The sequence below is a fragment of the Leucobacter allii genome, assembly GCF_022919155.1.
Lineage (GTDB): Bacteria > Actinomycetota > Actinomycetes > Actinomycetales > Microbacteriaceae > Leucobacter > Leucobacter allii.
The window spans coordinates 2,785,190-2,806,713 of the sequence record NZ_CP095045.1 but is presented as its reverse complement, the minus strand read 5'-3'; the positions used below and the strand labels follow the sequence as shown (position 1 = coordinate 2,806,713).

The following is a 21,524-nucleotide window of genomic DNA, read 5'->3' as shown; positions in this document are numbered from 1 at the left end:
ACCAGTGTAGGACGCTCGGCGCCCCGCCCTCGCGCGGCGGCTACGGCGTTCCCCGGAGACGCTGGTAGGGGTGGGTCTGCACGCGCTCGGCGACCGCGGTGATGAGCTCCTCCGCGCTCCGGCCGCTGCGCGACGCCGCGACGAGCCGCCGGGTCACCCGGGCGGCTCCGCGCAGGCTCAGGGGCCGACCGTCGATCCCGAGGAGGAGGAGCGCCCAGTCCGGCAGCAGCGACAGGATGCCGTCCTGGATGTTGACGGCCGCCCAGACCTTCGCCGGATTGCCCCGAAGCGCCGGCTTGCGGAGTGCGCGGGAGATCTCGGCCGCCGGGATCGTGAGCGCCATCCAGCCGCGGTTGTCGTCGATGTACCGGTCGAGCTCGGCGCGGGTCCCCGGCAGGAACGCGGTGCCGGCGATGCCGACGAGGCGCGCGGCCTCGTGCTGTTCGACGACGAAGCGATCCTGCTCGGCCACCGTGAGCAGCGGGCCGAAGGCGTCGGCGGCGCGGAGCACGCCGTAGACGATGCAGTTGTGGGTCCAGGCGAGCCACTCCTCGGTATCCGCCCGCAGCTCCTCGCCGGTGCGCGGATCGGTCCAGACGCTCCTCGCGTGCAGGCGGCGGACCGCGGCGGCCGCCGCGTCGGCGTGGGCGCGATCGCCGAACACCGTCGTGTCGATGTACCTGCCGGTGCGTTCGCCGCGGCCCTCGACGTCCGTGGCGTAGCCGCTCGTGCCGGCGAACACCCGCATCATCATCGGGTTGAGCGATTGGAGGAGCAGTGCCGCGACGCCGCCGAGCTGCGAGGACGGGTCCGAGAACAGCCGCCAGCTCACGCTGCCCGGTCCGAAGTAGCCCGTATCGGCGCCGAGGGGGCCGGCGGTATCGGCGGCCCCGGACGCGCCGCCGGGGCTCGCGGCGGCGACGTCGCCCGCACCGGGGGCGGCGGGAAGGACGCCCCGGCGGGCGACGGGGCAGCCCGTCCGGGCGGCCCGGGCGGGCGGCTCGTTCGCGGGGGCTGCGGGCGGGGTGTCGGTGCGGCTCACGAGCGCTTCCTCTCCGGCGGGACGACGGATCCGCCGCCGATATATGGACGATGTCCAGAGTTTAGCCCTTCGAGGCCGGACGAGGAAAGCGCGCCCGCCTGGTGCGGGGCCGCCGAGCCTGCCAGGATGGTGCCATGGGATCCCGGACGATCACGCGACTGCTCGCCGCGGCGGCGATCGCCCTCGTGCTCGGCGGCTGCACGAGCGGCGGAACTGCGCAGTCGGGTGCCGCGGTGGAGTCCGGCGAGGCCGTCGGCAAGGACGTCGTCGCGCCGGTGACGCTGAGCCCCGATGCGCTGCGGGGCGCCGAAGTCGAGCTCCTCGTCGGGCAGGCGCTCAACATCGCGGTCGGGGATCTTCCCGTCGACGCCTTCGCGGGGGAGGTGGCTGATCCCGCGATCGCCGAATTCACCCCGGGCGGCACCGACGGCAGCGCGGAGTTCAACCCGGGTGTCACGGCGCTCGCCCCGGGCACGAGCGAGGTGACGCTGACGCGGGAGGGCGCGGATCCCGGAGCGGCGGAGCCCATCGTCTTCACCGTCGCAGTGACCGCGGCGGAGTGACCGCGGCGGAGTGACGCTCCGCCCCGATTCCGCCGGTCGCCCCGGAGGTCCACAGGCAGCATCGGGCCGGACCGGGTACTCTGGGAAACTGTGCTGAGCGAGCTGGAAACCTATTCGACGATCGCCCTCTATTCGGCGATGATCGTCTACTCGATCGCTTTCGTGTTCTACGCGGTCGATCTGGCCAATCGCAGCGGCGACGGCGCGGCGCTCGAGGCGCGCGCGGCGACAGCCGCGGAGGGAGCCCGGGCGGCATCGGCCGTGAGCGCCCGCGGCGGCGTCGCGACCGCCACGCGCGCCGCAGCCCCCGCGCGCCCCGTCGAACCGAAGCCCCGCCGCTCCCGCGCGCTGCGCATCGGCTTCTCGCTGACGGTGCTCGGCTTCCTGCTGCACCTCGGCGCGACGATCCTGCGCGGCATCGGCGCGGAGCGCGTGCCGTGGGCGAACATGTACGAGTTCGCCCTGACCGCCACCTGCGCCATCATCCTCATCTTCCTCGTCGTCCAGTTCTTCGTGGACCTGCGCTTCCTCGGCGCGCTCGTCACGGGGCTCACGATCATCTTCCTCGGCATCTCGAAGCTCAACTTCTACGTGGAGATCGTGCCGCTGCAGCCGGCGCTCGACTCCTACTGGCTCGTGATCCACATCCTGGTCGCCGTCCTCGCGGTCGGCTTCCTCACCCTGTCGTTCGGGCTGTCGGTTCTGCAGCTGCTGCAGCACCGCCGGGAGGGGCGCATCGCGGCGGGCGAACCGGGCGGCACGCCGTTCATGGCGAGCCTGCCCACGGCCGTGCGCCTCGAGGACCTCGCCTACCGCATCGCCATCATCGGCTTCGTGTTCTGGACCTTCACCCTCATCGCCGGATCCATCTGGGCCGAGGCCGCGTGGAGCCGCTACTGGGGCTGGGACACCAAGGAGGTCTGGACCTTCGTCATCTGGGTGCTCTACGCCGGATTCATCCACGCCAGGGCCACCCGCGGCTGGCGCGGCACCCGATCGGCCTGGCTGTCGATCATCGCCTACACGGCGGTCATCTTCAACTTCACCATCGTGAACGTCTTCTTCAAGGGGCTGCACGCGTACTCCGGCCTGTAGGCCGTCACCGCGTCGACACGCGACCTTCACCTCCCGGCCACCCGGCCGACCTCGGCCATGCACCCCGCCCTGGTGACATGGACTTCGTTGTGCGCGAAGTCGAGTCAGAGGAGTGCGCGTGTCGAGGAAGCAAGGGGCGGCCGTCGCCGTCGCCATGGGAGCCGTCGCAGCGATCGGGATCTCGGGGGCCGTGGGCGTCGCGGCGCCGACTCCCGCGGCTGCCGCCGTCGACGGGCTCCGGATCTCCGAGATCGAGTCGTCCGGCGGCGTGCCGGGCGACTGGATCGAGTTCGCGAACACCGGTGAGGCGCCCGTCGACCTCTCCGGGTTCACCGTGCGCGACGACGACGATGCGCACGGCTACGCCTTCCCCGCGGGCAGCACGCTGGCACCCGGCGGGTACCTCGTCATCGACGAGCTGCAGCGGACCGGCGAGGGCGACTTCGACTTCGGCCTCGGGGGCGCGGATGCGGTGCGGCTGTTCGACCCCAGCGGCGCCCTCGTCGACGCCTACGCGTGGACGGCGCACGCCGCGACGACGTACGGCGTCGACGGGGACGGGGCCTGGGCGGAGACCGAGGCTCCGACGAAGGGGGAGGGGAACCGCTTCGCCGCGGAACCCGAGGCGCCGACCTCGGCGCTGCGCCTCAACGAGATCGATTCCTCCCCGGGGGACTGGGTCGAGCTCGTCAACCTCGGCGACGCCGAGCTGTCCCTCGACGGCTACGAGCTGCGCGACAACTCCGACGACCACAGCTGGGCGTTCCCCGCGGGGGCGACGATCGCCTCGGGCGGCTTCCTCGTCGTCGACGAGGCGAGCGTCGGCGTCGTCGACGGCGCCCCCGGCTCCTTCGCCGCGGCGATCGGGATCGGCAGCGCGGACCGCATCCGGTTCTTCGACGCGGGCGGGGCGCTGATCGACGACTCCGGTCCGTGGGAGGGGCACGCCGAGATCGGCGGAGACCCCGCGCAGGCCACCCTGGCGCGCTGCCCCGACGGCGCGGGGGAGTTCGTGCTGGCGCACCCCACGCCCGGCGCCGCCAATAGCTGCGCCGACCCGGGCGAGGGCGGGGAGGAGCCCGAGCCGATCGTCACGGAGACGTGGCCGGGTGCGCCCGAGACGCGCGAGCTCGACGCCGCGCAGATGTTCCTCGAGGACAGCTCCGGCCTCGATGCGCAGACGGGCGACGACGGCGTGCTCCTGTGGGCCGTGGACAACGGGACGGGGACCTTCTGGAAGCTCACGGCGGAGGCCGACGGCTCGGTCGCCTTCGCCGACGGCTGGGAGTCGGGCAAGCGCGCCCGCTTCGCGAAGGATGCGGGTGATCCCGCGGCCGCGGGCCCCGACACCGAGGGCATCACGGTGGCGGGCGACGGCATGCTCTACCTCGCCTCCGAGCGGGACAACGGCGCGAAGGCCGTCAACTTCAACAGCGTGCTGCAGATCGACCCCGAGGCCGAGGGACCGGACGTCGTGGCGTCGCAGGAGTGGGACCTCACCGCGCAGCTGCCGCAGGTGAGCGCCAACCTCGGCATCGAGGCCGTCGAGTGGGTCGCGGACGACGAGCTGCGCGGCCGGCTCGTGGACGAGCGCACCGGCGCCGGCTACGATCCCGCCGACTACCCGCTCCACGGCGAGGGGCTCTTCTTCGTCGCGGTCGAGGACGGCGGGCGGGTCTTCGCCTTCGCCCTGAACTCCGACGGCACCGCCGAGCAGGTGGCGGATGTCACGCCCGGGCTCCCCGGGGTCATGGCGCTCGACTACGACGCGGTGCGCGGCGGGCTGTGGGCGGCGTGCGACGACGGCTGCGCGGGGGCGTCGGCGTTCATCGCCTTCGGTGCGGCGGACGGCGCGGGCGCCGAGGCGGTGGACGGAGCCGGAGCGACGGCCGGCGCCGCTGCTGCCGCCGCGCCGAGGGTGACGCTCTTCGCACGCCCCGAGGGGCTGCCTCTGGCGAACACCGAGGGCTTCGCGATCGCGCCGGCCGGGTTCGTCGTCGACGGCCGGCGCCCCGCGTGGTGGTTCACCGACGGCGTGCAGGCCGGTGCGCTGCGCGCCGGGTGGCTCGACGCGGCGGACGAGATCCCCGGCGGCGGGGCGGACAGCGACGCCGATGGTGCGGGATCCGCGGTCGGAACGGGATCCGCGGAAGGCACCGCATCGGGCTCCGCGGGCGCGGGCGGCGCCGGCGGCGGGGCCGCGAGCGGCGGCGCGGGCTCGTCCGCCGCGAACGGCACGGCGGACGCCTCCGTGCGCGCGACGGCGCAGTCCGCGACCCTCGCGCAGACGGGCTGGGGCGCGAACGAGTTCCTGCTGCTCGTGGTCGTGCTGCTCGGGGCGATGGGCGCCGTCGTGCTGCTCGTCAGCCGCCGGCGCGGCAGCGCGGAGTAGCGCTCGGGCGGTGCCGCGGCGTCGCCCTCGGGCGTCGACGCGGTGCCGCCGGCCGGGCGAAGACTACTGCAGCACCTCGACGATCTCGACCGGTTCGATGAGGCGGCCGGTCGAGAAGGGTACCTCGACGCTCACGTAGCGTCGCGCGTCCACCCCGCGCAGCTCGCGCATCATGTCGACGAGCTCGGTGAGCTCGTCCGCCTCCATGGGCAGCAGCCACTCGTAGTCGCCGAGCGCGAAGGCCGCCACGGTGTTCGCGGTGACGCCGGTGTAGGCGGCTCCTGCGCGCCCGTGCTCCGCCAGCATGCGCCGGCGCTCGGCGGCGTCGAGGAGGTACCACTCCGGAGAGCGGACGAAGGGATAGACCGTGAGCCACTGCTTCGCGGGCACGCCGCGCACGAAGCCGGGGACGTGCTCGCGCGTGAACTCGGCCTCGCGGTGCACCCCGACGGCGCTCCAGGTGCGGATCAGCGGGCGCAGCAGCATCGTGCGGCGCAGCTCGCGCAGCGCCCACTGCAGATCCTCGGCGGCGGAGCCGTGGAGCCAGACCATGAGGTCGGCGTCGGAGCGCATGCCGCTCACGTCGTACCAGCCGCGCAGGGTCACCCCCTCGTTCTCGACCAGCTCGACGACGTCCTCGAGCTCCTGCACCGCGCCGGGCACGTCCCTGCCGTCGATGACGACCGGGTGGGAGGAGCTGAGCCGGAAGACCGCGAAGAGCGTGTACGCCGCCGGGGTCGGAGCCCCCGCGCCATCGCTCGTGCCGCCGCCTCCCGGTTCGGCATCGAGCTCGATGTCGACATCGAGGTCCGCGAGTTCGGATCGCCTGGAATCGCTCATGGACTCATCGTCCTCCCCGCGGGCGGAGGAGCGCAAGACCCGAGGCCGCCCGCGGTGCGGGAAGATCGGCGCGGGAGGACCGGCACGGGATCATCCCGCCCCGACCACCGGGAACGAGCCCGCAGGCCCCTCGCCGTCGTCGGAGACGCTCTGCGGCGAGCCGATGAGGCGCGGGTCCGGCGTCCCGACCGCGGCGCGATCCTTGTCGGGGTAATCGAAGCGCGAGAGCACCCAGCGCATGGCCTCGAGCCGCGCCCGCTTCTTGTCGTTCGACTTCACGACGGTCCACGGCGCCTGCGGCGTGTCCGTGTAGAAGAACATGGCCTCCTTCGCCGCGGTGTAGTCGTCCCACTTGTCGAGGCTCGCGAGGTCGGTGGGGGAGAGCTTCCACTGCTTCACCGGGTCCTGCGAACGCGCCATGAAGCGCTCGTGCTGCTCCGCCTTGCCGACCGAGAACCAGAACTTCACGAGGTGCGTGCCGGAGTTCACGAGCATGCGCTCGAACTCGGGCGCGGAACGCGTGAACTCGAGGTACTGCTGCGGGGTGCAGTACTCCATGACCCGTTCGACGCCGGCGCGGTTGTACCACGAGCGGTCGAACATCACGATCTCCCCGGCGCTCGGCAGATGCTGCACGTAGCGCTGGAAGTACCACTGCGTCCGCTCCCGCTCCGTCGGGATCTCGAGCGCCACGACGCGGGCACCGCGGGGGTTCAGATGCTCGGTGAAGCGCTTGATCGCGCCGCCTTTGCCCGCCGCGTCCCGCCCCTCGAAGAGGATGACGATCTTCTCGCCGCTCTCCTTCACCCAGGCCTGCAGTTTGAGGAGCTCGATCTGCAGGCGATGCTTCTCCTGCTCGTAGGCGCTGCGGGAGAGCTTCGTCGGGTAGGGGTACCCCTGCCGCCAGGCGGCGGTCGCACCCTCGTCGTCCGCCCGTCCGCGGGCGAGCAGCTCGCCGATCTCGTCGATCTCGGGGGTGACGTCGATCTGGCCGGGTTCCGCCAGCGCGAAGGCGGACTCGCCCGCCCGGTTCCGCTCGTCGAGGTCGTCGGTCATGCGGGGCTCCGTTCGCCTGGCTGCGCCCGGACGATGCGCGGGCGAGGACGCCCCCAGTATAGGGAGCGGCGGTGAACGGGAGGTGGCCGGGAGGGGCCTAGCGGACGAGCCGCGCGATCGCGGCCGACGCCTCCTCGAGCTTCTCCGCCGCGACGGCGCCGCCCTCCTCGGCGGCGGAGGCCACGCAGTGCCGCAGGTGATCGTCGAGCAGCGCGAGCGCCACGCGCTCGAGCGCCTTCGTCGCCGCGGAGACCTGGGTGAGGATGTCGATGCAGTACGCGTCCTCCTCGACCATGCGGTGCACGCCGCGGACCTGCCCCTCGGCCCGTCGCAGCCGCTTCAGCAGATCGTCCTTGTGACCGATGTAGCCGTGGGTCTGGGACTCGCAGGACGCCCCGTCGGCGCGGTCCGCGGTCGCGTCGTCCGCCCCGGCGGAGGCCGCGGCGGTACCGGTCATCGCTTCGCTCATGCGAGCATCCTACGCGCCGCGGGCCCGCGGCGGCGACGCCTCAGCCGCCCGTTCGCCGCCGGCGCAGCATCTCGGCCGTGCCGCCGGCGACGATCACGAGCACCGCGATCCAGATCGCCCCGTAGCTGAACCACTCGCCGCTCGCGATCCGTTCGCCGCCGAGCAGCGCCGCGACCATCAGCAGCGCCGGCTCCAGGTAGCTGAGCAGGCCGAAGACGCTGATGGTGAGGAGGCGCGAGGCGGCCACGTAGAGGATCAGCGCGACTCCGGCGGAGGCCGCGTACAGCGGGCCGATCCACCACAGCGCGGGGTTCGCCGCGAAGGCGGAGCGGTCGAGCATCGTGAGGGCCACGAGGCCGAGCGCGATCGGCGCGAGGAGCAGGAACTCCCAGAGCATGCCGCCGATGTGCGCGATCCCGAGCGCGCGCCGCAGCACGAAGTAGCACGGGTAGCCGAGGGCGACGAGCAGCGTCTCCCAGGACACCCCGCCGACGCGGACGAGCTCGGCGGCGACGCCGAGGGCGGCGACGCCCACGGCGAGCCACTGCCACCACACGAGGCGATCCCGGTACAGCACCCGTCCCACGACCACGAGCACGAGCGGCAGCAGGAAGTAGCCGAGCGCGACCTGCAGGCCGCGCCCGTGCATCGGAGCCCACCCGAACACCCACAGCTGCGCCGCGATCAGCGCGCCGCAGGCGGCGATGCCGAGCGCGAGGATCGGTCGGCGGCGGATCCGCGCGGCGATCTCGGTCACGAGATGCCACTGGCGCACCGCGAGCAGGGCGAGGGCGATGATCGGGAGCGTCACGAGGTTGCGCAGCGCCCACACCGATTCGGCGGACGCCGGCACGAGCAGGGGGGTGATGAAGTAGATGCCCCCGAACGCGACCGACGAACCGATCGAGGCGAGTGCTCCGCGCGCCCCCGACCCGAGCGAGCGGGCCACTCCTAGAGGTCGATCGAGCCGATGACCTCGCCGTACGGCGTCTCGCCGACGGGGGAGAAGCCGATGTGCAGGAAGAACTCCTCGGGGCCGTCGTCGCCGCGCTCCCAGAGCACGGTCAGCTGGCGCACGCCGCGCGTGCGGGCCTCGTCGATGAGCGCGTTCACCGCGAAGGTGCCGACGCCGCGGCCCTGCGCGTCCGCGTCGACGTTGATCCGCCACAGCGCCGCGCGGAACTCCTCCTGCGGAGCGTCGGGATCGAAGTTGCCGTGGATGAAGCCGACCACGCGGTCCCCGTCGAGCACCACGCGCTGCCACGCCGTGTGGGCCGGGGTGACGGCCGCCGCGGCCGCGTACGACACCGGCGTGATGAACTGCTCCTGGCCGGGCTTCAGACCGAGCGCGTTCACCGCGACGATCGTCGCGGCGGACAGTTCTTCGAGGCGCAGTTCACTCATGGATCAAGGCTACCGCCTGAACCCCCGGGGTCAAGGGGCAGGGTCACGGTGCAGCGTCACGGGGCATCGCCGCGGCGGTGCGCGTCGGTGCCGGCGCGACCGGCGACGGGCTCGCCGGGGCGATCCGCGGCGGCCTCGCCGGGCCGGTCCGCCCCCGCGAGCGCCGCGCCGACGGCCGCGGCGGGGGAGCCCTCGGAGAGCAGCCGGATCCGCTCGGCGATGCCGAGCTCGGCGATGAACGGCGACTGCGCGCCCCACTCGGCGAGGCGCCCGCGGATCGCGTCGAAGAGGCGATCGCCGAGGAGCCGCAGCCCGCCGCCGATGACGACGGTGTGCGGGTCGAGCAGCAGCACGAGCAGCCGGATCGCCGTCGCCGAGCCGCGCACCAGGTGCTCGAAGGCCGCCTGGGCCTCGGCGTCGCCCGCGTCGACCGCGGGGAGCAGCGTGCGACCGGGGTGCTCGCCGCCTGCCGGCCAGAAGTTGCGCAGCGCCGCGCCGCTCGCCGCGGTCTCGAGGCAGCCGAGCTGGCCGCAGAGGCACTGCCTGCCGAGCGGATCGATCGCGAAATGGCCGATCTCCCCGGTGATGCCGTGGGCCCCGCGCTGCAGGGCGCCGTCGATCACGAGCCCCTCGGCGAGACCGGTGCCGATGTTCAGGTACGAGACGGTGCCGTCGAGGCCCATGAGGTGCGCCGCGCCGAGGGCCGCGGCGTTGACGTCGTTGTCGAGGGCGACGGGCAGGCCCGTGCGCTCGCCCAGCCGTGCGGCGAGCGCCAGATGCTCGATGCCGATGTTGTAGGCGAGGCGCACCTCGCCGCTCGCGCGATCCACCTGGCCGGGAATGCCGACGCCCACGGAGGCGAATTCCCGGACCCCGCGCCCCGTCTGCGCCGCGAGTTCGGCGATCGCCTGCTCCGCCGTGGCGAGCACGGGCTCCACGCCGGGCGGGGTGGGCAGGAGCGCCGTCGCCACCACACCGCCCGCGGCGTCGATCGCGACGGCCTCGGTCTTCGTACCGCCGATGTCCATGCCGATGCGGAGCCGATCGCTCATGTCTGTCATCTCCTCGCTGAGCACCCGGGCGGGCGGTGGACGGGGCCGCGCCGGGCCGGTCGTTTTGCAGCTAGCGTAGCGGCTGACGCGGGCGCGCGACGGGGATTCTGCGCTCTCCGGCAACATATCGCCGCGCACGGGCGAGATATCTCGATGTCGAGATACCGCAGCGAACTCGGTTACACTGGATGGCGGCTCCATCGGGCCATCCCGCGGGAGGCGGCGCGCGCGCCCCGATCCCGCGCGAAGCCGTTGCGCCGCGTCCAGCCGGCGCGGCGCGCCAGGGTCCGCTCATCACCGCATCGGGCCCGCGAACAGATATGGGAGAAGCGTTGGCGAAGATCAAGGTTGAAGGCACGGTCGTCGAGCTCGACGGCGACGAGATGACCCGCATCATCTGGCAGTTCATCAAGGACCGCCTCATCCACCCGTACCTCGACGTGACGCTCGACTACTACGACCTCGGCATCGAGCACCGCGACGCCACGGACGACCAGGTGACGATCGACGCGGCGAACGCGATCAAGAAGCACGGCGTCGGCGTCAAGTGCGCCACCATCACCCCCGACGAGGCCCGCGTCGAGGAGTTCGGCCTGAAGAAGATGTGGCGCTCGCCCAACGGCACGATCCGCAACATCCTCGGCGGCGTCGTCTTCCGCGAGCCCATCATCATCTCGAACATCCCGCGGCTCGTGCCCGGTTGGAACAAGCCGATCATCATCGGCCGTCACGCGCACGGCGACCAGTACAAGGCGACCGACTTCAAGGCGGGCGCCGGCAAGGTGACCCTGACCTACGAGCCCGCCGACGGCTCCGAGCCGCAGCAGTTCGAGGTCGTCACCCTGCCCGAGAACGGCGGCGTGATCCAGGGGCAGTACAACTTCAACGACTCGATCCGCGACTTCGCCCGCGCCTCGTTCAAGTACGGGCTCTCCCGCAACTACCCCGTCTACCTCTCCACGAAGAACACGATCCTCAAGGCCTACGACGGCCAGTTCAAGGACATCTTCCAGGAGGTCTTCGACGCCGAGTTCAAGGAGCAGTTCGACGCGGCGGGGCTCACCTACGAGCACCGGCTCATCGACGACATGGTCGCCTCGGCCATGAAGTGGGAGGGCGGCTACGTCTGGGCCTGCAAGAACTACGACGGCGACGTGCAGTCCGACACCGTCGCGCAGGGCTTCGGCTCGCTCGGCCTCATGACCTCCGTGCTCATGACGCCCGACGGCCAGACCGTCGAGGCCGAGGCGGCGCACGGCACCGTGACGCGCCACTACCGCCAGCACCAGCAGGGCAAGCCCACCTCGACCAATCCGATCGCCTCGATCTTCGCCTGGACGCGCGGCCTCGCGCACCGCGGCAAGCTCGACGGCAACCAGGAGCTCATCGAGTTCTCGGAGACGCTCGAGGACGTCGTCATCAAGACCGTCGAGTCCGGCAAGATGACGAAGGACCTCGCGCTGCTCGTCGGCCCCGACCAGGCCTACCAGACGACCGAGGAGTTCCTCGCCTCGATCGACGAGAACCTGCAGGCGCGCCTGGCCTAGCGAGCGCCCGCGCTCCGGCGTCCGCGACGCCGGAGCGCTCGGGAACCGACGGGGGTCGGCGCTTCGGCGCCGGCCCCCGTTCGCGTGCTCGGGGGCCGTGCGGCCTCGGGGCGCGCGGCTTCCGTCGCGGATGCGGCCTCGGTCGGGCCGGATCCACGGAATCGGAGTCACCGAGGCCGCATCCACGACCGAAGCCGCAGCCGCATGCCTCCCGCAGCGCCGCCGCGACCGCGACCGAAGATGCATCCGCGACCGCGACCGCATCCGCAGCCTCATCCGCGGCCGCGTGCCTCCCGCGGCCGACTCGCCCGCCGACCGCATCGCGAGGGAGCCCGCGGACCCCTCAGCCGCGCGTCGTCGACCCGCGCACGTCGAGCACGGCCCGCTCGACCTCGAGCGGGAGGTCGAGCGGGAGCCCCTCGGCGAGCCTCACCGCGACCTCGACGGCGCGCTGCGCGCTCGCCTCCGGGCGCAGGTCGAGGGTCGTCACCCCGGGGTGCGAGATGCGGTTCTGGAGCGCTCCCGAGCCGGCGGCGAGCAGCAGATCCTCCGGCACCCTGATGCCCCGCGCCGCGGCCGCCGAGTTCACGCCGGCGGCGTGACGGCCCGTCAGGCAGAAGAGCGCATCGGGCGGCGCCGTCGCGCTCGGGCCGAAGAAACGATCCAGGGCGGCGTCGCCGACGCGTTCTCCCTCCGCCTCGGGGAACGCCGCGATGTCGGGATCCTGCCCGCGCTCGGCGCACCAGTGCCGGTAGGCGTCCTCGGACTCGCGGTTCCAGGAGTTCGCGTCGGATCCGGTGAGGAGTGCGACCCGCTGCGCGCCGGCCGCGACGAGGTGATCGAGCACGAGCACGGCCTCGGCCCAGTCGTGCGTCTCGAGCTCGACGAAGCGGCCGGGGCGCGACGGATCCGAACCGATCGAGACGAAGGGGATCCGCTTCTCCGAGAGCAGGGTCAGGACCGGATCGTCGGCGAAGGGCTCCGAGACGATGTAGGCGTCCGCGGCGGTGGCGCTGAGCGGGGCATCGGGCTTCGTGGGGTCGTCGACGAGCATGAGGCTGTAGCCGCGCTCCATGGCGGCGAGCGACGCCGCGCCCGCGAGGCGGAGGAAGTAGTCCACGCCCTCCGGGAGGAACGTGTCGAGGCTGTGGAGCGGGCGGATGACGAGCGCCAGGAGGCCGAGCTTCGAGTTCTGCAGGCCCTGGGCGATCGGGCTCGCCCGGTACCCGACCTCGGCGGCGACGCGCCGGATGCGCTCGGCGGTCTCGCGGCGCACGACGCCCTTGCCGTTGAGCGCGTGGGACACGGTCGTCGGCGAGACGCCCGCCGCCTTGGCCACGTCCTTGATCGTCGCTCGGGCGGATCGCTGCATCACGCCAGAATAGCCGGACTCCGCTCCTCCCGGCGGCGCCCCCGTGCAAAACGCCCGCTGATCAGCGACGATACCGAGACGAAACCAAAACGATTTGCACAAAGCGTTTTGGGTGCTAGCATCACCGATGGGTCTTCGTCCGGCGTCACGTCGGGTCGAGAAGATTCGACGATGAATACTTCGAATGGAGCACGAACGTGAGATTCTCAAAGACGCGAGCATCGCTCGCCCTCCTGGCCATCTCGGGCCTCGCGCTCGCCGGCTGCGCCTCGGGCAGCCGCGGCGGTGACGCCGGCGACGCCGGGGGCGGCGACGAACTGCTGCAGCTCACCCCCGCCGCATCCGGCGAGATCGACAAGGTCACCTGGAACTCGACCTACGGCGAGCTTGCGAGCCTCGACCCGGTCAAGGCCTTCAACTACCCCGAGAACACGATCGTCGCCAACCTGTGCGAGCCGCTGTTCGAGATGCAGCCGGACTTCTCCGTGCAGCCGCACCTCGCCACCGATTCGCAGACGGACGACGGCATCACGTGGGTGTTCGGCATCCGTGACGACGTCACGTTCTGGGACGGTTCGCCGATGACGATGGACGACGTGGTCTTCTCGATCAACCGCCATCTCGATCCGGCCGAGGGCAGCTACTGGGGCGGCGGCGTCGTCGACAACATCGCGAGCGTCGAGGCCACCGGTGACGCGGAGCTCACCATCACGCTGAAGTCGCCCGACTACACGCTGCCCTCCTCGCTGAGCACCATCATCGGCGTCGTCGTGCAGCAGAAGCAGCGCGAGGCGGCGGGCGAGAACTACGGCAACCCCGACACCGGCGTCATGTGCACCGGTCCGCTGCAGTACACCCCGGGCGACTGGAAGCAGGGGCAGTCCATCACGCTCGATCGCTACGACGGCTACTGGGACGCTGAGGGCGCGGCGAAGGCCGCATCGGTCGAGATCGGGTTCGTGGTCGACCCCACGGCCATCGCGAACGGACTCGGCACCGGCGAGATCCAGGGCAGCTACGACGTGCCGCTGCAGGCCCTCGGCCAGCTCTCCTCGAGCACGAGCGGCACGCTCTACTCCGGGCAGGGCATGCAGAACATGGCGATCATCTCCACCGGTGAGGGCCTCTTCGGCGACCCGGCCGTGCGTGCCGCGCTCACCCGGGCCACCGATCGTCAGGCGATCGCCGACACCGTGTACGAGGGGACCGGCACCGTCTCCCGCTCCGTCGTGCCGCAGTCCGCGTGGGATGCGATCGACGGCGTCGCGGAGCTCCGCGACGCGGATCTGCCCGACCTCGGCTTCGACATCGAGGCCGCGAAGCAGGCGCTCGCCGACGCGGACGTGGACCTCTCGCAGCCCATCAAGATCGCCTACCCGAGCGAGCGCAGCTTCTACGCGGACATCCTCAACGAGATGGCCAACGGCGCCAAGGAGCTGGGGATCACCCTCGAGCCCACGGGCGTGCCGAGCGCGCAGTTCGGCGCCTTCTTCTCCGACCCCGAGGCGCGCGCCGGCTACGACGGCTTCGTCACCACCAACTACATGAGCGCACCCGATCCGCTGCTGCACCTCATCAGCATCGCGAAGACCGGCAGCGATCAGAACTACTCCGGATTCTCCGATCCCGCCGTCGACGCGGCGCTGGACGCGGCCCTCGCCGAGTCCGACGACGCGAAGCGCGCGGAGCTCACGGTCGAGGCCGAGGCCCTGATCATGGAGCAGCAGCCCTGGGTGCCGATCAACGACCTGGCCGTGCGTCTGTACATGGATGACAGCATCACGGGCGCCCCCGCGTCCTTCGTCTACCTGTACTACCCCTGGGCCGCCGACCTCGGCGCCGCCGCGTAACGGATCCGATCCCGTGGGATCAGCAGGAAGGGATCGCGCATGACCTATGTGCTCAAGCGGCTCGGCGCACTCGTCGCCGTGCTCGTCGTCTCGAGTTTCATCGTGTTCTCGGGCATGTACCTCGCGCCGGGCAGCCCCGAGCAGTTCCTCGTGCAGGGGCGCACGGTGAGCCCCGAGGTGCTCGCCGCCATCCGGGCGCAGTACGGCCTGGACGATCCCTTCCTGCTCCGCTACTGGCACTGGCTCGTCGACGTGCTGCAGGGCGACCTCGGCCGCTCCCTGCTCACGCAGCAGGACGTCTCGACGCTCGTCGCCTCGCGGATCCCGACCACGCTGTACCTCGCGGCCTTCGCCGCGCTCCTCATCATCGTGTTCGGCGTCGGGCTCGGCGTGCTCGCCGCGACCCGCTCGGGCGTCTTCGAGAAGCTCGTGGTGTTCGGCTCGAACCTCGGCTTCGCCGTGCCGACCTTCTTCGCGGCGCTCGTGCTGATGTTCCTCTTCGGCTCGAACCTCGGCTGGTTCCCGGTCGCCGGATCCGGCGAGGGCTTCCTCGACCGGCTCTGGCACCTCACGCTCCCCGCGATCGCGCTCGCCTTCCCCGGAATCGCGGTCGTCGCCCGCATCACCCGCACGGCGGTGCGCGAGGAGCAGGGATCCGAGCACGTCGTGATGGCGATCGCCCGCGGCGTGCCCAAGCGCCTCGTGCTCTGGCGTCACACGATCCGCAACTCGATGCTCCCCGTGAGCACCGTCATCGGCACCCAGATCGCCGGCCTCCTCGCGAGCGCCTTCGTCATCGAGTACGCCTTCACCCTGGACGGCATCGGCTCGCTGCTCGTGAACTCGGTGCAGAAGAAGGACTTCGCCGTCGTGCAGGCGATCGCGCTCATCATGGTGCTGGCCTTCGGCCTCATCAACCTCATCGTCGATCTGCTCTACTCCGTGATCGACCCCCGAGTCCGCCTCAGCAAGGGAGCATCGGCGCGATGACCCAGCAGCCCCCCGCTCGCGAGCCCGGCCGGAACACGCGGGCCCAGAACACCGTCGCGGTGCAGCTGCTCCGCAAGCACCGGGGCGACGTCCCGGTCTCCGGCTGGCGGCTCCTCGTGCGCCGCCTCGGCCCCGTCGGCGTCGTGAGCCTCGCCATCGTCGCGCTCGTCGTCCTCATGGCGCTGCTCGCCCCCGTGATCGCCCCGTACGACCCCTTCGAGGGCAGCGTCACCTCGCGGCACGAGGCCTGGAGCCTCGCGCACCTCATGGGCACCGACCAATCGGGACGCGACATCCTGTCGCGCATCATCTGGGGCGCGCGCACCAGCCTCATCGGCCCGACGATCGTGATCGTCATCACGGCGTTCCTCGCGACCGTGCTCGCCCTCACCGCGGTCTGGTTCGGCGGGAAGGTCGACGCGATCATCAGCCGGATCCTCGATATCCTCTTCGCCTTCCCCAACATGCTCCTGGCGATCCTCGCGGTCGCCATCTTCGGGCCGTCGCTCCTCACCGCCTCCATCGCGCTCGCGATCGGATTCACGCCCTACTCGGCGCGCGTCATCCGATCGGTGGCGCTGCGCGAGCGGAACCTGCCCTACGTGGCCTCCGCGCAGCTCCAGGGCATCTCCGGCTTCCTCATCACGGCTCGGCACATCCTCCCGAACGTGCGGACGCAGATCCTCACCGGCATGACCATCAATTTCGGATACGCGATGATCGAACTCGCCGCGCTCTCCTTCCTCGGCCTCGGCGTCCAGCCGCCGACCCCGGACTGGGGGCTCATGGTCTCCAACGGGCAGGCCTCCCTGCAGCAGGGATTCTGGGAGCAGAGCATCTTCGCCGGGCTCGCGATCGTCATCACCGTCGCGGCGTTCGGCTACGTCGGCGAGCAGCTCGGCGGCCGCCGCGCCGCAGGAAGGATCCGCTGATGCTGAAGATCGACGGCCTCGTGCTCACCGTCGCCGACCCCGACACCGGCCAGGAGACCGAGATCCTCCACGGCAGCACCCTCGCGCTCGCCCAGGGCGAGGCGCTCGGCCTCGTGGGGGAGTCGGGATCGGGCAAGTCCATGACGCTGAAATGCATCCTCGGGATCGAGCCGGCCGGCGCGCGCGTGGAGGGATCCATCGCGCTCGACGGCACCGACCTCCTCACGGCCTCGGGGGAGCAACTCCGCCGCATCCGAGCGAACGATCTCGCGCTCATCGCCCAGAACCCACACGGGGCGCTCAACCCGGTGCTGACGGTGGGGCGCTTCCTCATCGAGGGGATGAGCGACGCCCGTTCGCTCGACCGCGGCGAGGCCCAGCGACGCGCCGCGGCCCTGCTCGCCGAAGTGGGGATCGAGGACACCGATCGCGTCCTCCGCTCGTATCCGCATCAGCTCTCCGGCGGCATGCTGCAGCGCGTCGTCATCGCCGGCGCGATCTCCGGCGAGCCGAAACTGCTGCTCGCGGACGAGCCGACGACCGCGCTCGACGTCACCACCCAGGCCGAGGTCGTGGCGATCCTCGACGAGAAGCGCCGCGAGCACGGACTCTCCATGATCTTCGTCACCCACGACCTCGACCTCGCCGCCGCGGTCTGCGACCGTCTCGCGGTGATGAAGGACGGCGCGATCCTCGAGATCGGCACGCCCGATGAGATCCGGGACCAGCCGAAGACCGACTACACCCGCGCCCTCATGGCCGCGCGGCCCATGCTGTATCCGGAGGGCGGGAGCGGCGGCACCCCGGAGCCCGACGGCACCGTCTCGGCGGAGGAGGCCGGCGCATGAACGACACCGCGATCATCGAGGCGCAGGGCCTCTCCCGCACCTTCCACCTCGGCCGCCGGATGAGCGTCGCCGCGCTCGACGACGTCTCCTGCGTGCTCCGAGCGGGGACCTGCCTCGCCGTCGTCGGCGAGTCCGGGTCGGGGAAGTCGACGCTGGCGCGCGTCATCGTGGGCCTCGAGTCGGCGGACGCCGGCACCGTGCGGATCGGCGACGCGGAAGTCACGCCGACGACGGCGAGGCGGCAGCTGCGCGAGCGCGCGAAGCTCGTGCAGATGGTCTTCCAGGACCCGCAGGGCTCGCTCAACCGTTCGCTCCCCGTCTCGGCGACGATCGACGAGATGCTGCGGGCGCACCGCCCCGATCTGGACCGAGCGGGTCGCCGTGCTCGCGTGCTCGAGCTCTTCGCCGAGGTCGGGCTGACGGAGCGCCACGCCGATGCGAAACCCGCGGCGCTCTCCGGCGGGCAGAAGCAGCGCGTGGCGATCGCCCGCGCGCTCGCCGCCGAGCCGCGGGTGATCGTCCTCGACGAGGCCGTCTCCGCACTCGACGTCTCCGTGCAGGCGCAGGTGCTCGATCTGCTCAAGCAACTGCGCGAGGAGCACGGACTCTCCTACCTCTTCATCACTCACGATCTCTCGGTCGTCCGCGACATCGCCGACGACGTCGTGGTGATGCGCAAGGGGAGGATCATCGAGCGCGGCACGGTCGGCGAGATCCTCGACGCGCCGCAGCAGCCCTACACGAAGCTGCTGATCGCGTCCGCGCCGCGCCCCGGTTGGAAGCCGCAGCGCGGGCTGCGCGCGGCCCTGCTGGAGGAGTGACCGCGATCCTCGCGCCCGCCGCCTCCGCGGCACCCCCACCGCCACTACGATCCGGAGAACCATCGACATGACTGACCATCACGGCCGACTGCACCTCGAGGTGACGGGCGACTCCCCGCGCGAGCTCGGACGCAGCCGCGGGCGCGCCCTGCGCGGGACGCTCGGCGAGGCGTACACGAGGTATGCGGAGCTCTTCCGGCTGCTCGGCGTCGGCGAGGAGGTCGAGCGCGACGGTGTCGAGCGCGTGCTCGCCGCGGTGGAGGGATGGCGGCCCGCGCTCGTGGAACAGCTCGCGGGCGTCGCCGAGGGAGCCGGGATCCCGCTCGAGCAGGTCGTCGCGCTCAACGCGCGCACGGAGCTGATCGCGCTCGGGCCGCGCGCCTCGAGCGAGTGCTCCACGGTGACCGCCGTCGTCGACGGCCGCCGTACCGGGGTGCAGACCTGGGACTGGCACGTGGAGCTCGACCGCTTCTGGCACACCCACACCGTGACGGGACATGGGCTGCGCCACGCGGGGCTCACCGAGCAGGGGATCCTCTCGAAGATCGGCGTCAACGAGGCCGGGCTCGCGCTGCACTTCAACATTCTCGGACACGCGGCCGACGGCCCGGACGGGGTGCCGATGCACCTGCTCTCGAGCACGGTGCTCTCGGAGTGCCGCACGGTCGACGAGGCCGTCGCACTCCTCCGAGAGGCACCGATCGCCTCCTCCTCGGCGTTCACGATGCTCGACGTCGAACGGGCCGTCTCCGTGGAGATGAGCCCGGTGGGGGTCTTCGAGATCACGGAGACGGACGGTTCCGTGCAGCGCACGAACCACTTCCAGGATGCGCAGCCGCTCGCGGGCCAGAAGCACGAGGTCTACGAGCCCGACTCCTCGGAGCGCCTCGCGCTCATCCGGGAGCGGCTCGCGCAGACGGCCCCGCAGGATCCCGCGGCGCTCGTGCGGCTGCTCCTGTCCGGCGCGGGCGAGCCCCCGCTCACCTGCGTCGCCGACATGTCGAAGACGTACGGGGAGCGCTGGGCGACCCTCGCGACGATCGTCACCGAGCCCGGGGCGCGCACGATCCGCATTCTCAACGGCATGCCCACCGAGGCGGAGACCGGAGCCTGGCGCACGCTGAGCGTGTGAGGGCGGGGCGCCGGGCTTCCGAGGTCCGGCGTCGGGGTGCCGGGCGTCTGGTGACGGCTTCGGGCCTCGGGCCTCGGGCCTTGGGCGTTGAGTGTCGGCCGTCGGGTGTCGAGTGTCGGCCGCCGGGCGCATCTCGACGTCGCGCCGCTGCCCCCCGCCGCTGCCGCCGCTGCCGCGGCCGCCGTCGCCGCTGCAGCCGTCGGGCCGATCCGTCGCAGATGCGGCTTCGGTGAGTCCGGATCCCGGGATCCGGACTCACCGAAGCCGCATCCCTGACGGAAGCGCCGGGGCGCGGGCGCTGAGAGCGGATGCGGTTCCGCGCCGCGTAGCCGCGACCCGAAGACCCGCCGCGAAGCCGCGACCCGAATCCCGCCGCTCAGCGCGCGACCGGCTCCCCGTCGACGTAGCTCGCCACGATCTCGGCGCTCGCCAGCGTCGTGGCGTCCATCTCGAGCGGGTCGGAGGCGAACACCGTGAACGCCGCGCGCGCCCCCGGCTCGATGCGACCCTCGTCGTCGGCGCCGATCGCGCGCGCCGCGTGGCTCGTGTAGCCCTCGAACGCCTGGCGCATCGTGAGGGCCTGCTCCGGCTGCACGGGGGCGAGCTCGGGGCGCGCGACGGGGCGGCGGAGGATGGACTCGGCCATCATCACGCGCGGGTCGTATGGCGTCACCGGCCAGTCGCTGCCCAGGGCCACGGTCGCGCCGCTCTCGCGGAGGTCGCGGCACCGCCAGCCGTGCGCGGCCCGCTCCTCGCCGAGCCGCACGGACCAGTTGTCGCTGCGATCGGCGCGCGTGTGCCGGGTGCCGTGGATGGGCTGCATGCTCGCCGCGACGCCGAGCTCCGCGAAGCGCGGCACCGTCTCGTCCGGGATCGTCTCGATGTGCTCGATGCGGTGCGCGGCGCGGCCGGCGAGCTCGTCGAGCGAGGCGATGGCGTCGAGCACGAAGGCGACCCCGCGGTCGCCGATCGCGTGGGTGGCCGTGGCGATCCCGCGCTCGGCGAAGAAGCGCAGCGCGCGCCGGTAGGCCTCCGGATCGGTCCAGATCGACGTGCGTCCCTGGCCGTAGCAGTCGGGCTCCGCGAGCCAGGCCGAGCCGTTGTCGACGGTGCCGTCGATCATGAACTTCACGCCGTCCACCCGCCAGCGCCGTCCGTGGAGACCCTGCAGCTCCGCGATCCCGGCGAGCGCCGCCTCGTCGGATCCCGGTGGCACCATCGGGGAGAACCGGAGCCTGAGCGGCAGTTCGCCCTGCGATTCGAGCAGCTCGAGCACCTCGCGGCTGCCGTCGTGGAAGTCCATGACGTGCGTGCCGGTGATGCCGGTCGCGGCCATGCCGGCGAGCACGGCCTCGAGGCGCTCGGCGCGATCCTCCAGGGACTCCGCGGGAATCCTCGCCAGCACGAGGTCCATCGCGGCGAGCTCGAGCAGGTAGCCCGTGGGTTCGCCGCGGTCGTCGACGCCCACCCGTGATTCGTCCGGGAAGGTCTCCCGGCCGGTCAGCCCCGCTGCCGCGATGCCGGCGCTGTTCACGACGGCCGAGTGGGCGTCGCGCATGCGGAGGAAGGCCGGGCGCCCGTCGGTCGCCTCGTCGAAGATGCGGCCGGTGAAGCCGGTTTCCGTGAAGATGTTGGGGTCGGTGCCCCACCCGAAGATCCAGCTGCCTGGCGCTGCGCTTGCTGCGGCCTCGGCGAGGCGCTCGCGCACCTCGTCGAGTCCGAGGTCCGTGAGCTGAACGCCGCGCGTGAGCTCGAGCCCGAAGACGATGTGGGTGTGACCGTCGACGAGTCCGGGGGTGACGGTGGCGCCGGGGAGCTCGTCGACGACGGTCGCCGGGCCGATGTGGCGCTGCAGCTCGCCTCGGGAGCCGAGCGCGAGGACACGGCCGTCACGGACGGCGATGGCCTGCGGGGCGCTGCCCGTCGCGGTCGTGGCGGCCGCGGCGGCGGTGCTCTCGGAAGAGAAGGCGTGCACGCGCTCGGCGATGATCACGCGGTCGGCGAGGATCTCGCGAGCGGTCGTCGCGGGGGCGTCTGGGCGGGCGGGGGACGTCATCGGGATCGGGGTCCTTCCGGGTCGTGGGCGTGGATGATCGGGGCCGGGGTGCGGGATCGGTGC

The 21,524-nt window shown here is 72.0% G+C and carries 19 protein-coding genes; 10 read left to right on the top strand and 9 right to left on the bottom strand.

Annotation, left to right across the window (positions count from 1 at the left end; translation table 11 throughout):
- Positions 1-40 precede the first annotated feature (40 nt).
- Entirely contained in the window at positions 41-1,042 is a 1,002-nt protein-coding gene (locus tag MUN78_RS12965) for an oxygenase MpaB family protein (RefSeq protein ID WP_244726936.1), read from the bottom strand.
- 134 nt (positions 1,043-1,176) lie between these two features.
- Here MUN78_RS12965 and MUN78_RS12960 point away from each other — a divergent pair, with 134 nt between their 5' ends.
- The 3 genes from MUN78_RS12960 to MUN78_RS12950 all read left to right on the top strand — a co-directional run bounded on the left by MUN78_RS12960 (position 1,177) and on the right by MUN78_RS12950 (position 5,092).
- Complete coding sequence (locus MUN78_RS12960) at positions 1,177-1,605, top strand: hypothetical protein (protein ID WP_244690476.1); 429 nt, start codon at positions 1,177-1,179, stop codon at positions 1,603-1,605.
- A 90-nt stretch (positions 1,606-1,695) separates the two neighbouring features.
- Positions 1,696-2,700, top strand: coding sequence for a c-type cytochrome biogenesis protein CcsB (ccsB, locus tag MUN78_RS12955; RefSeq protein ID WP_429952181.1), 1,005 nt, complete (start codon positions 1,696-1,698; stop codon positions 2,698-2,700).
- A gap of 118 nt (positions 2,701-2,818) precedes the next feature.
- On the top strand, positions 2,819-5,092 hold the full coding sequence (locus MUN78_RS12950) for a lamin tail domain-containing protein (RefSeq protein WP_244726935.1): 2,274 nt from the start codon (positions 2,819-2,821) through the stop codon (positions 5,090-5,092).
- Positions 5,093-5,155: 63 nt separating this feature from the next.
- Here the strand turns inward: MUN78_RS12950 and hemQ are convergent, their stop codons facing one another.
- The 6 genes from hemQ to MUN78_RS12920 form a co-directional block, all read right to left on the bottom strand.
- On the bottom strand, positions 5,156-5,932 hold the full coding sequence (gene hemQ, locus MUN78_RS12945) for a hydrogen peroxide-dependent heme synthase (protein ID WP_244690472.1): 777 nt from the start codon (positions 5,930-5,932) through the stop codon (positions 5,156-5,158).
- A gap of 90 nt (positions 5,933-6,022) precedes the next feature.
- A complete protein-coding gene (gene ppk2, locus MUN78_RS12940; RefSeq protein WP_244726933.1) occupies positions 6,023-6,988 on the bottom strand; it encodes a polyphosphate kinase 2 in 966 nt (321 codons plus the stop codon).
- 97 nt (positions 6,989-7,085) lie between these two features.
- On the bottom strand, positions 7,086-7,445 hold the full coding sequence (locus tag MUN78_RS12935; RefSeq protein WP_244730091.1) for a metal-sensitive transcriptional regulator: 360 nt from the start codon (positions 7,443-7,445) through the stop codon (positions 7,086-7,088).
- 52 nt (positions 7,446-7,497) lie between these two features.
- Entirely contained in the window at positions 7,498-8,406 is a 909-nt protein-coding gene (gene rarD, locus MUN78_RS12930; RefSeq protein ID WP_244726931.1) for an EamA family transporter RarD, read from the bottom strand.
- 2 nt (positions 8,407-8,408) lie between these two features.
- The gene (locus tag MUN78_RS12925; RefSeq protein ID WP_244690466.1) at positions 8,409-8,861 is read right to left on the bottom strand and encodes a GNAT family N-acetyltransferase; all 453 of its coding nucleotides are present in this window, start codon (positions 8,859-8,861) and stop codon (positions 8,409-8,411) included.
- Positions 8,862-8,917: 56 nt separating this feature from the next.
- Positions 8,918-9,913 carry an ROK family protein gene (locus MUN78_RS12920; protein ID WP_244726929.1) on the bottom strand — a complete coding sequence of 332 codons (996 nt, stop codon included), beginning with the start codon at positions 9,911-9,913 and terminating at the stop codon, positions 8,918-8,920.
- 332 nt (positions 9,914-10,245) lie between these two features.
- On the opposite strand from MUN78_RS12920, the gene MUN78_RS12915 reads away from it, so the two are divergent.
- Positions 10,246-11,460, top strand: coding sequence for an NADP-dependent isocitrate dehydrogenase (locus tag MUN78_RS12915; protein WP_244690463.1), 1,215 nt, complete (start codon positions 10,246-10,248; stop codon positions 11,458-11,460).
- A 343-nt stretch (positions 11,461-11,803) separates the two neighbouring features.
- On the opposite strand, the gene MUN78_RS12910 is transcribed toward MUN78_RS12915, so the two are convergent.
- Entirely contained in the window at positions 11,804-12,832 is a 1,029-nt protein-coding gene (locus tag MUN78_RS12910) for a LacI family DNA-binding transcriptional regulator (RefSeq protein WP_244690461.1), read from the bottom strand.
- Positions 12,833-13,029: 197 nt separating this feature from the next.
- Between MUN78_RS12910 and MUN78_RS12905 the strand changes: the two genes are divergently transcribed.
- The 6 genes from MUN78_RS12905 (at position 13,030) to MUN78_RS12880 (ending at position 19,405) form a co-directional block, all read left to right on the top strand.
- The gene (locus MUN78_RS12905; protein ID WP_244726928.1) at positions 13,030-14,682 is read left to right on the top strand and encodes an ABC transporter substrate-binding protein; all 1,653 of its coding nucleotides are present in this window, start codon (positions 13,030-13,032) and stop codon (positions 14,680-14,682) included.
- A gap of 39 nt (positions 14,683-14,721) precedes the next feature.
- Positions 14,722-15,672, top strand: a complete 951-nt coding sequence (locus MUN78_RS12900; protein WP_244690457.1) for an ABC transporter permease — start codon at positions 14,722-14,724, stop codon at positions 15,670-15,672.
- A complete protein-coding gene (locus MUN78_RS12895; protein WP_244726926.1) occupies positions 15,669-16,604 on the top strand; it encodes an ABC transporter permease in 936 nt (311 codons plus the stop codon). The genes MUN78_RS12900 and MUN78_RS12895 overlap by 4 nt, the downstream gene beginning before the upstream one ends.
- Complete coding sequence (locus tag MUN78_RS12890) at positions 16,604-17,452, top strand: ABC transporter ATP-binding protein (protein WP_244726924.1); 849 nt, start codon at positions 16,604-16,606, stop codon at positions 17,450-17,452. The genes MUN78_RS12895 and MUN78_RS12890 overlap by 1 nt, the downstream gene beginning before the upstream one ends.
- Positions 17,449-18,273 (top strand): ABC transporter ATP-binding protein, encoded by an 825-nt coding sequence (locus MUN78_RS12885; RefSeq protein ID WP_244690446.1) that lies wholly within the window; start codon positions 17,449-17,451, stop codon positions 18,271-18,273. The genes MUN78_RS12890 and MUN78_RS12885 overlap by 4 nt, the downstream gene beginning before the upstream one ends.
- A gap of 67 nt (positions 18,274-18,340) precedes the next feature.
- The gene (locus MUN78_RS12880; protein ID WP_244726922.1) at positions 18,341-19,405 is read left to right on the top strand and encodes a C45 family autoproteolytic acyltransferase/hydrolase; all 1,065 of its coding nucleotides are present in this window, start codon (positions 18,341-18,343) and stop codon (positions 19,403-19,405) included.
- A 376-nt stretch (positions 19,406-19,781) separates the two neighbouring features.
- Here the strand turns inward: MUN78_RS12880 and MUN78_RS12875 are convergent, their stop codons facing one another.
- On the bottom strand, positions 19,782-21,461 hold the full coding sequence (locus MUN78_RS12875; protein WP_244726920.1) for an amidohydrolase: 1,680 nt from the start codon (positions 21,459-21,461) through the stop codon (positions 19,782-19,784).
- Between the last annotated feature and the right edge of the window lie 63 nt (positions 21,462-21,524).

Bases quoted from the DNA above. Each gene is read 5' to 3' on its own strand.
- MUN78_RS12960 (WP_244690476.1), top strand. From the start codon at position 1,177: ATGGGATCCCGGACGATCACGCGACTGCTCGCCGCGGCGGCGATCGCC.
- hemQ (WP_244690472.1), bottom strand. From the start codon at position 5,932: ATGAGCGATTCCAGGCGATCCGAACTCGCGGACCTCGATGTCGACATC.
- ppk2 (WP_244726933.1), bottom strand. From the start codon at position 6,988: ATGACCGACGACCTCGACGAGCGGAACCGGGCGGGCGAGTCCGCCTTC.
- MUN78_RS12935 (WP_244730091.1), bottom strand. From the start codon at position 7,445: ATGACCGGTACCGCCGCGGCCTCCGCCGGGGCGGACGACGCGACCGCG.
- MUN78_RS12925 (WP_244690466.1), bottom strand. From the start codon at position 8,861: ATGAGTGAACTGCGCCTCGAAGAACTGTCCGCCGCGACGATCGTCGCG.
- MUN78_RS12920 (WP_244726929.1), bottom strand. From the start codon at position 9,913: ATGAGCGATCGGCTCCGCATCGGCATGGACATCGGCGGTACGAAGACC.
- MUN78_RS12910 (WP_244690461.1), bottom strand. From the start codon at position 12,832: ATGCAGCGATCCGCCCGAGCGACGATCAAGGACGTGGCCAAGGCGGCG.
- MUN78_RS12900 (WP_244690457.1), top strand. From the start codon at position 14,722: ATGACCTATGTGCTCAAGCGGCTCGGCGCACTCGTCGCCGTGCTCGTC.
- MUN78_RS12895 (WP_244726926.1), top strand. From the start codon at position 15,669: ATGACCCAGCAGCCCCCCGCTCGCGAGCCCGGCCGGAACACGCGGGCC.
- MUN78_RS12890 (WP_244726924.1), top strand. From the start codon at position 16,604: ATGCTGAAGATCGACGGCCTCGTGCTCACCGTCGCCGACCCCGACACC.
- MUN78_RS12885 (WP_244690446.1), top strand. From the start codon at position 17,449: ATGAACGACACCGCGATCATCGAGGCGCAGGGCCTCTCCCGCACCTTC.
- MUN78_RS12880 (WP_244726922.1), top strand. From the start codon at position 18,341: ATGACTGACCATCACGGCCGACTGCACCTCGAGGTGACGGGCGACTCC.
- MUN78_RS12875 (WP_244726920.1), bottom strand. From the start codon at position 21,461: ATGACGTCCCCCGCCCGCCCAGACGCCCCCGCGACGACCGCTCGCGAG.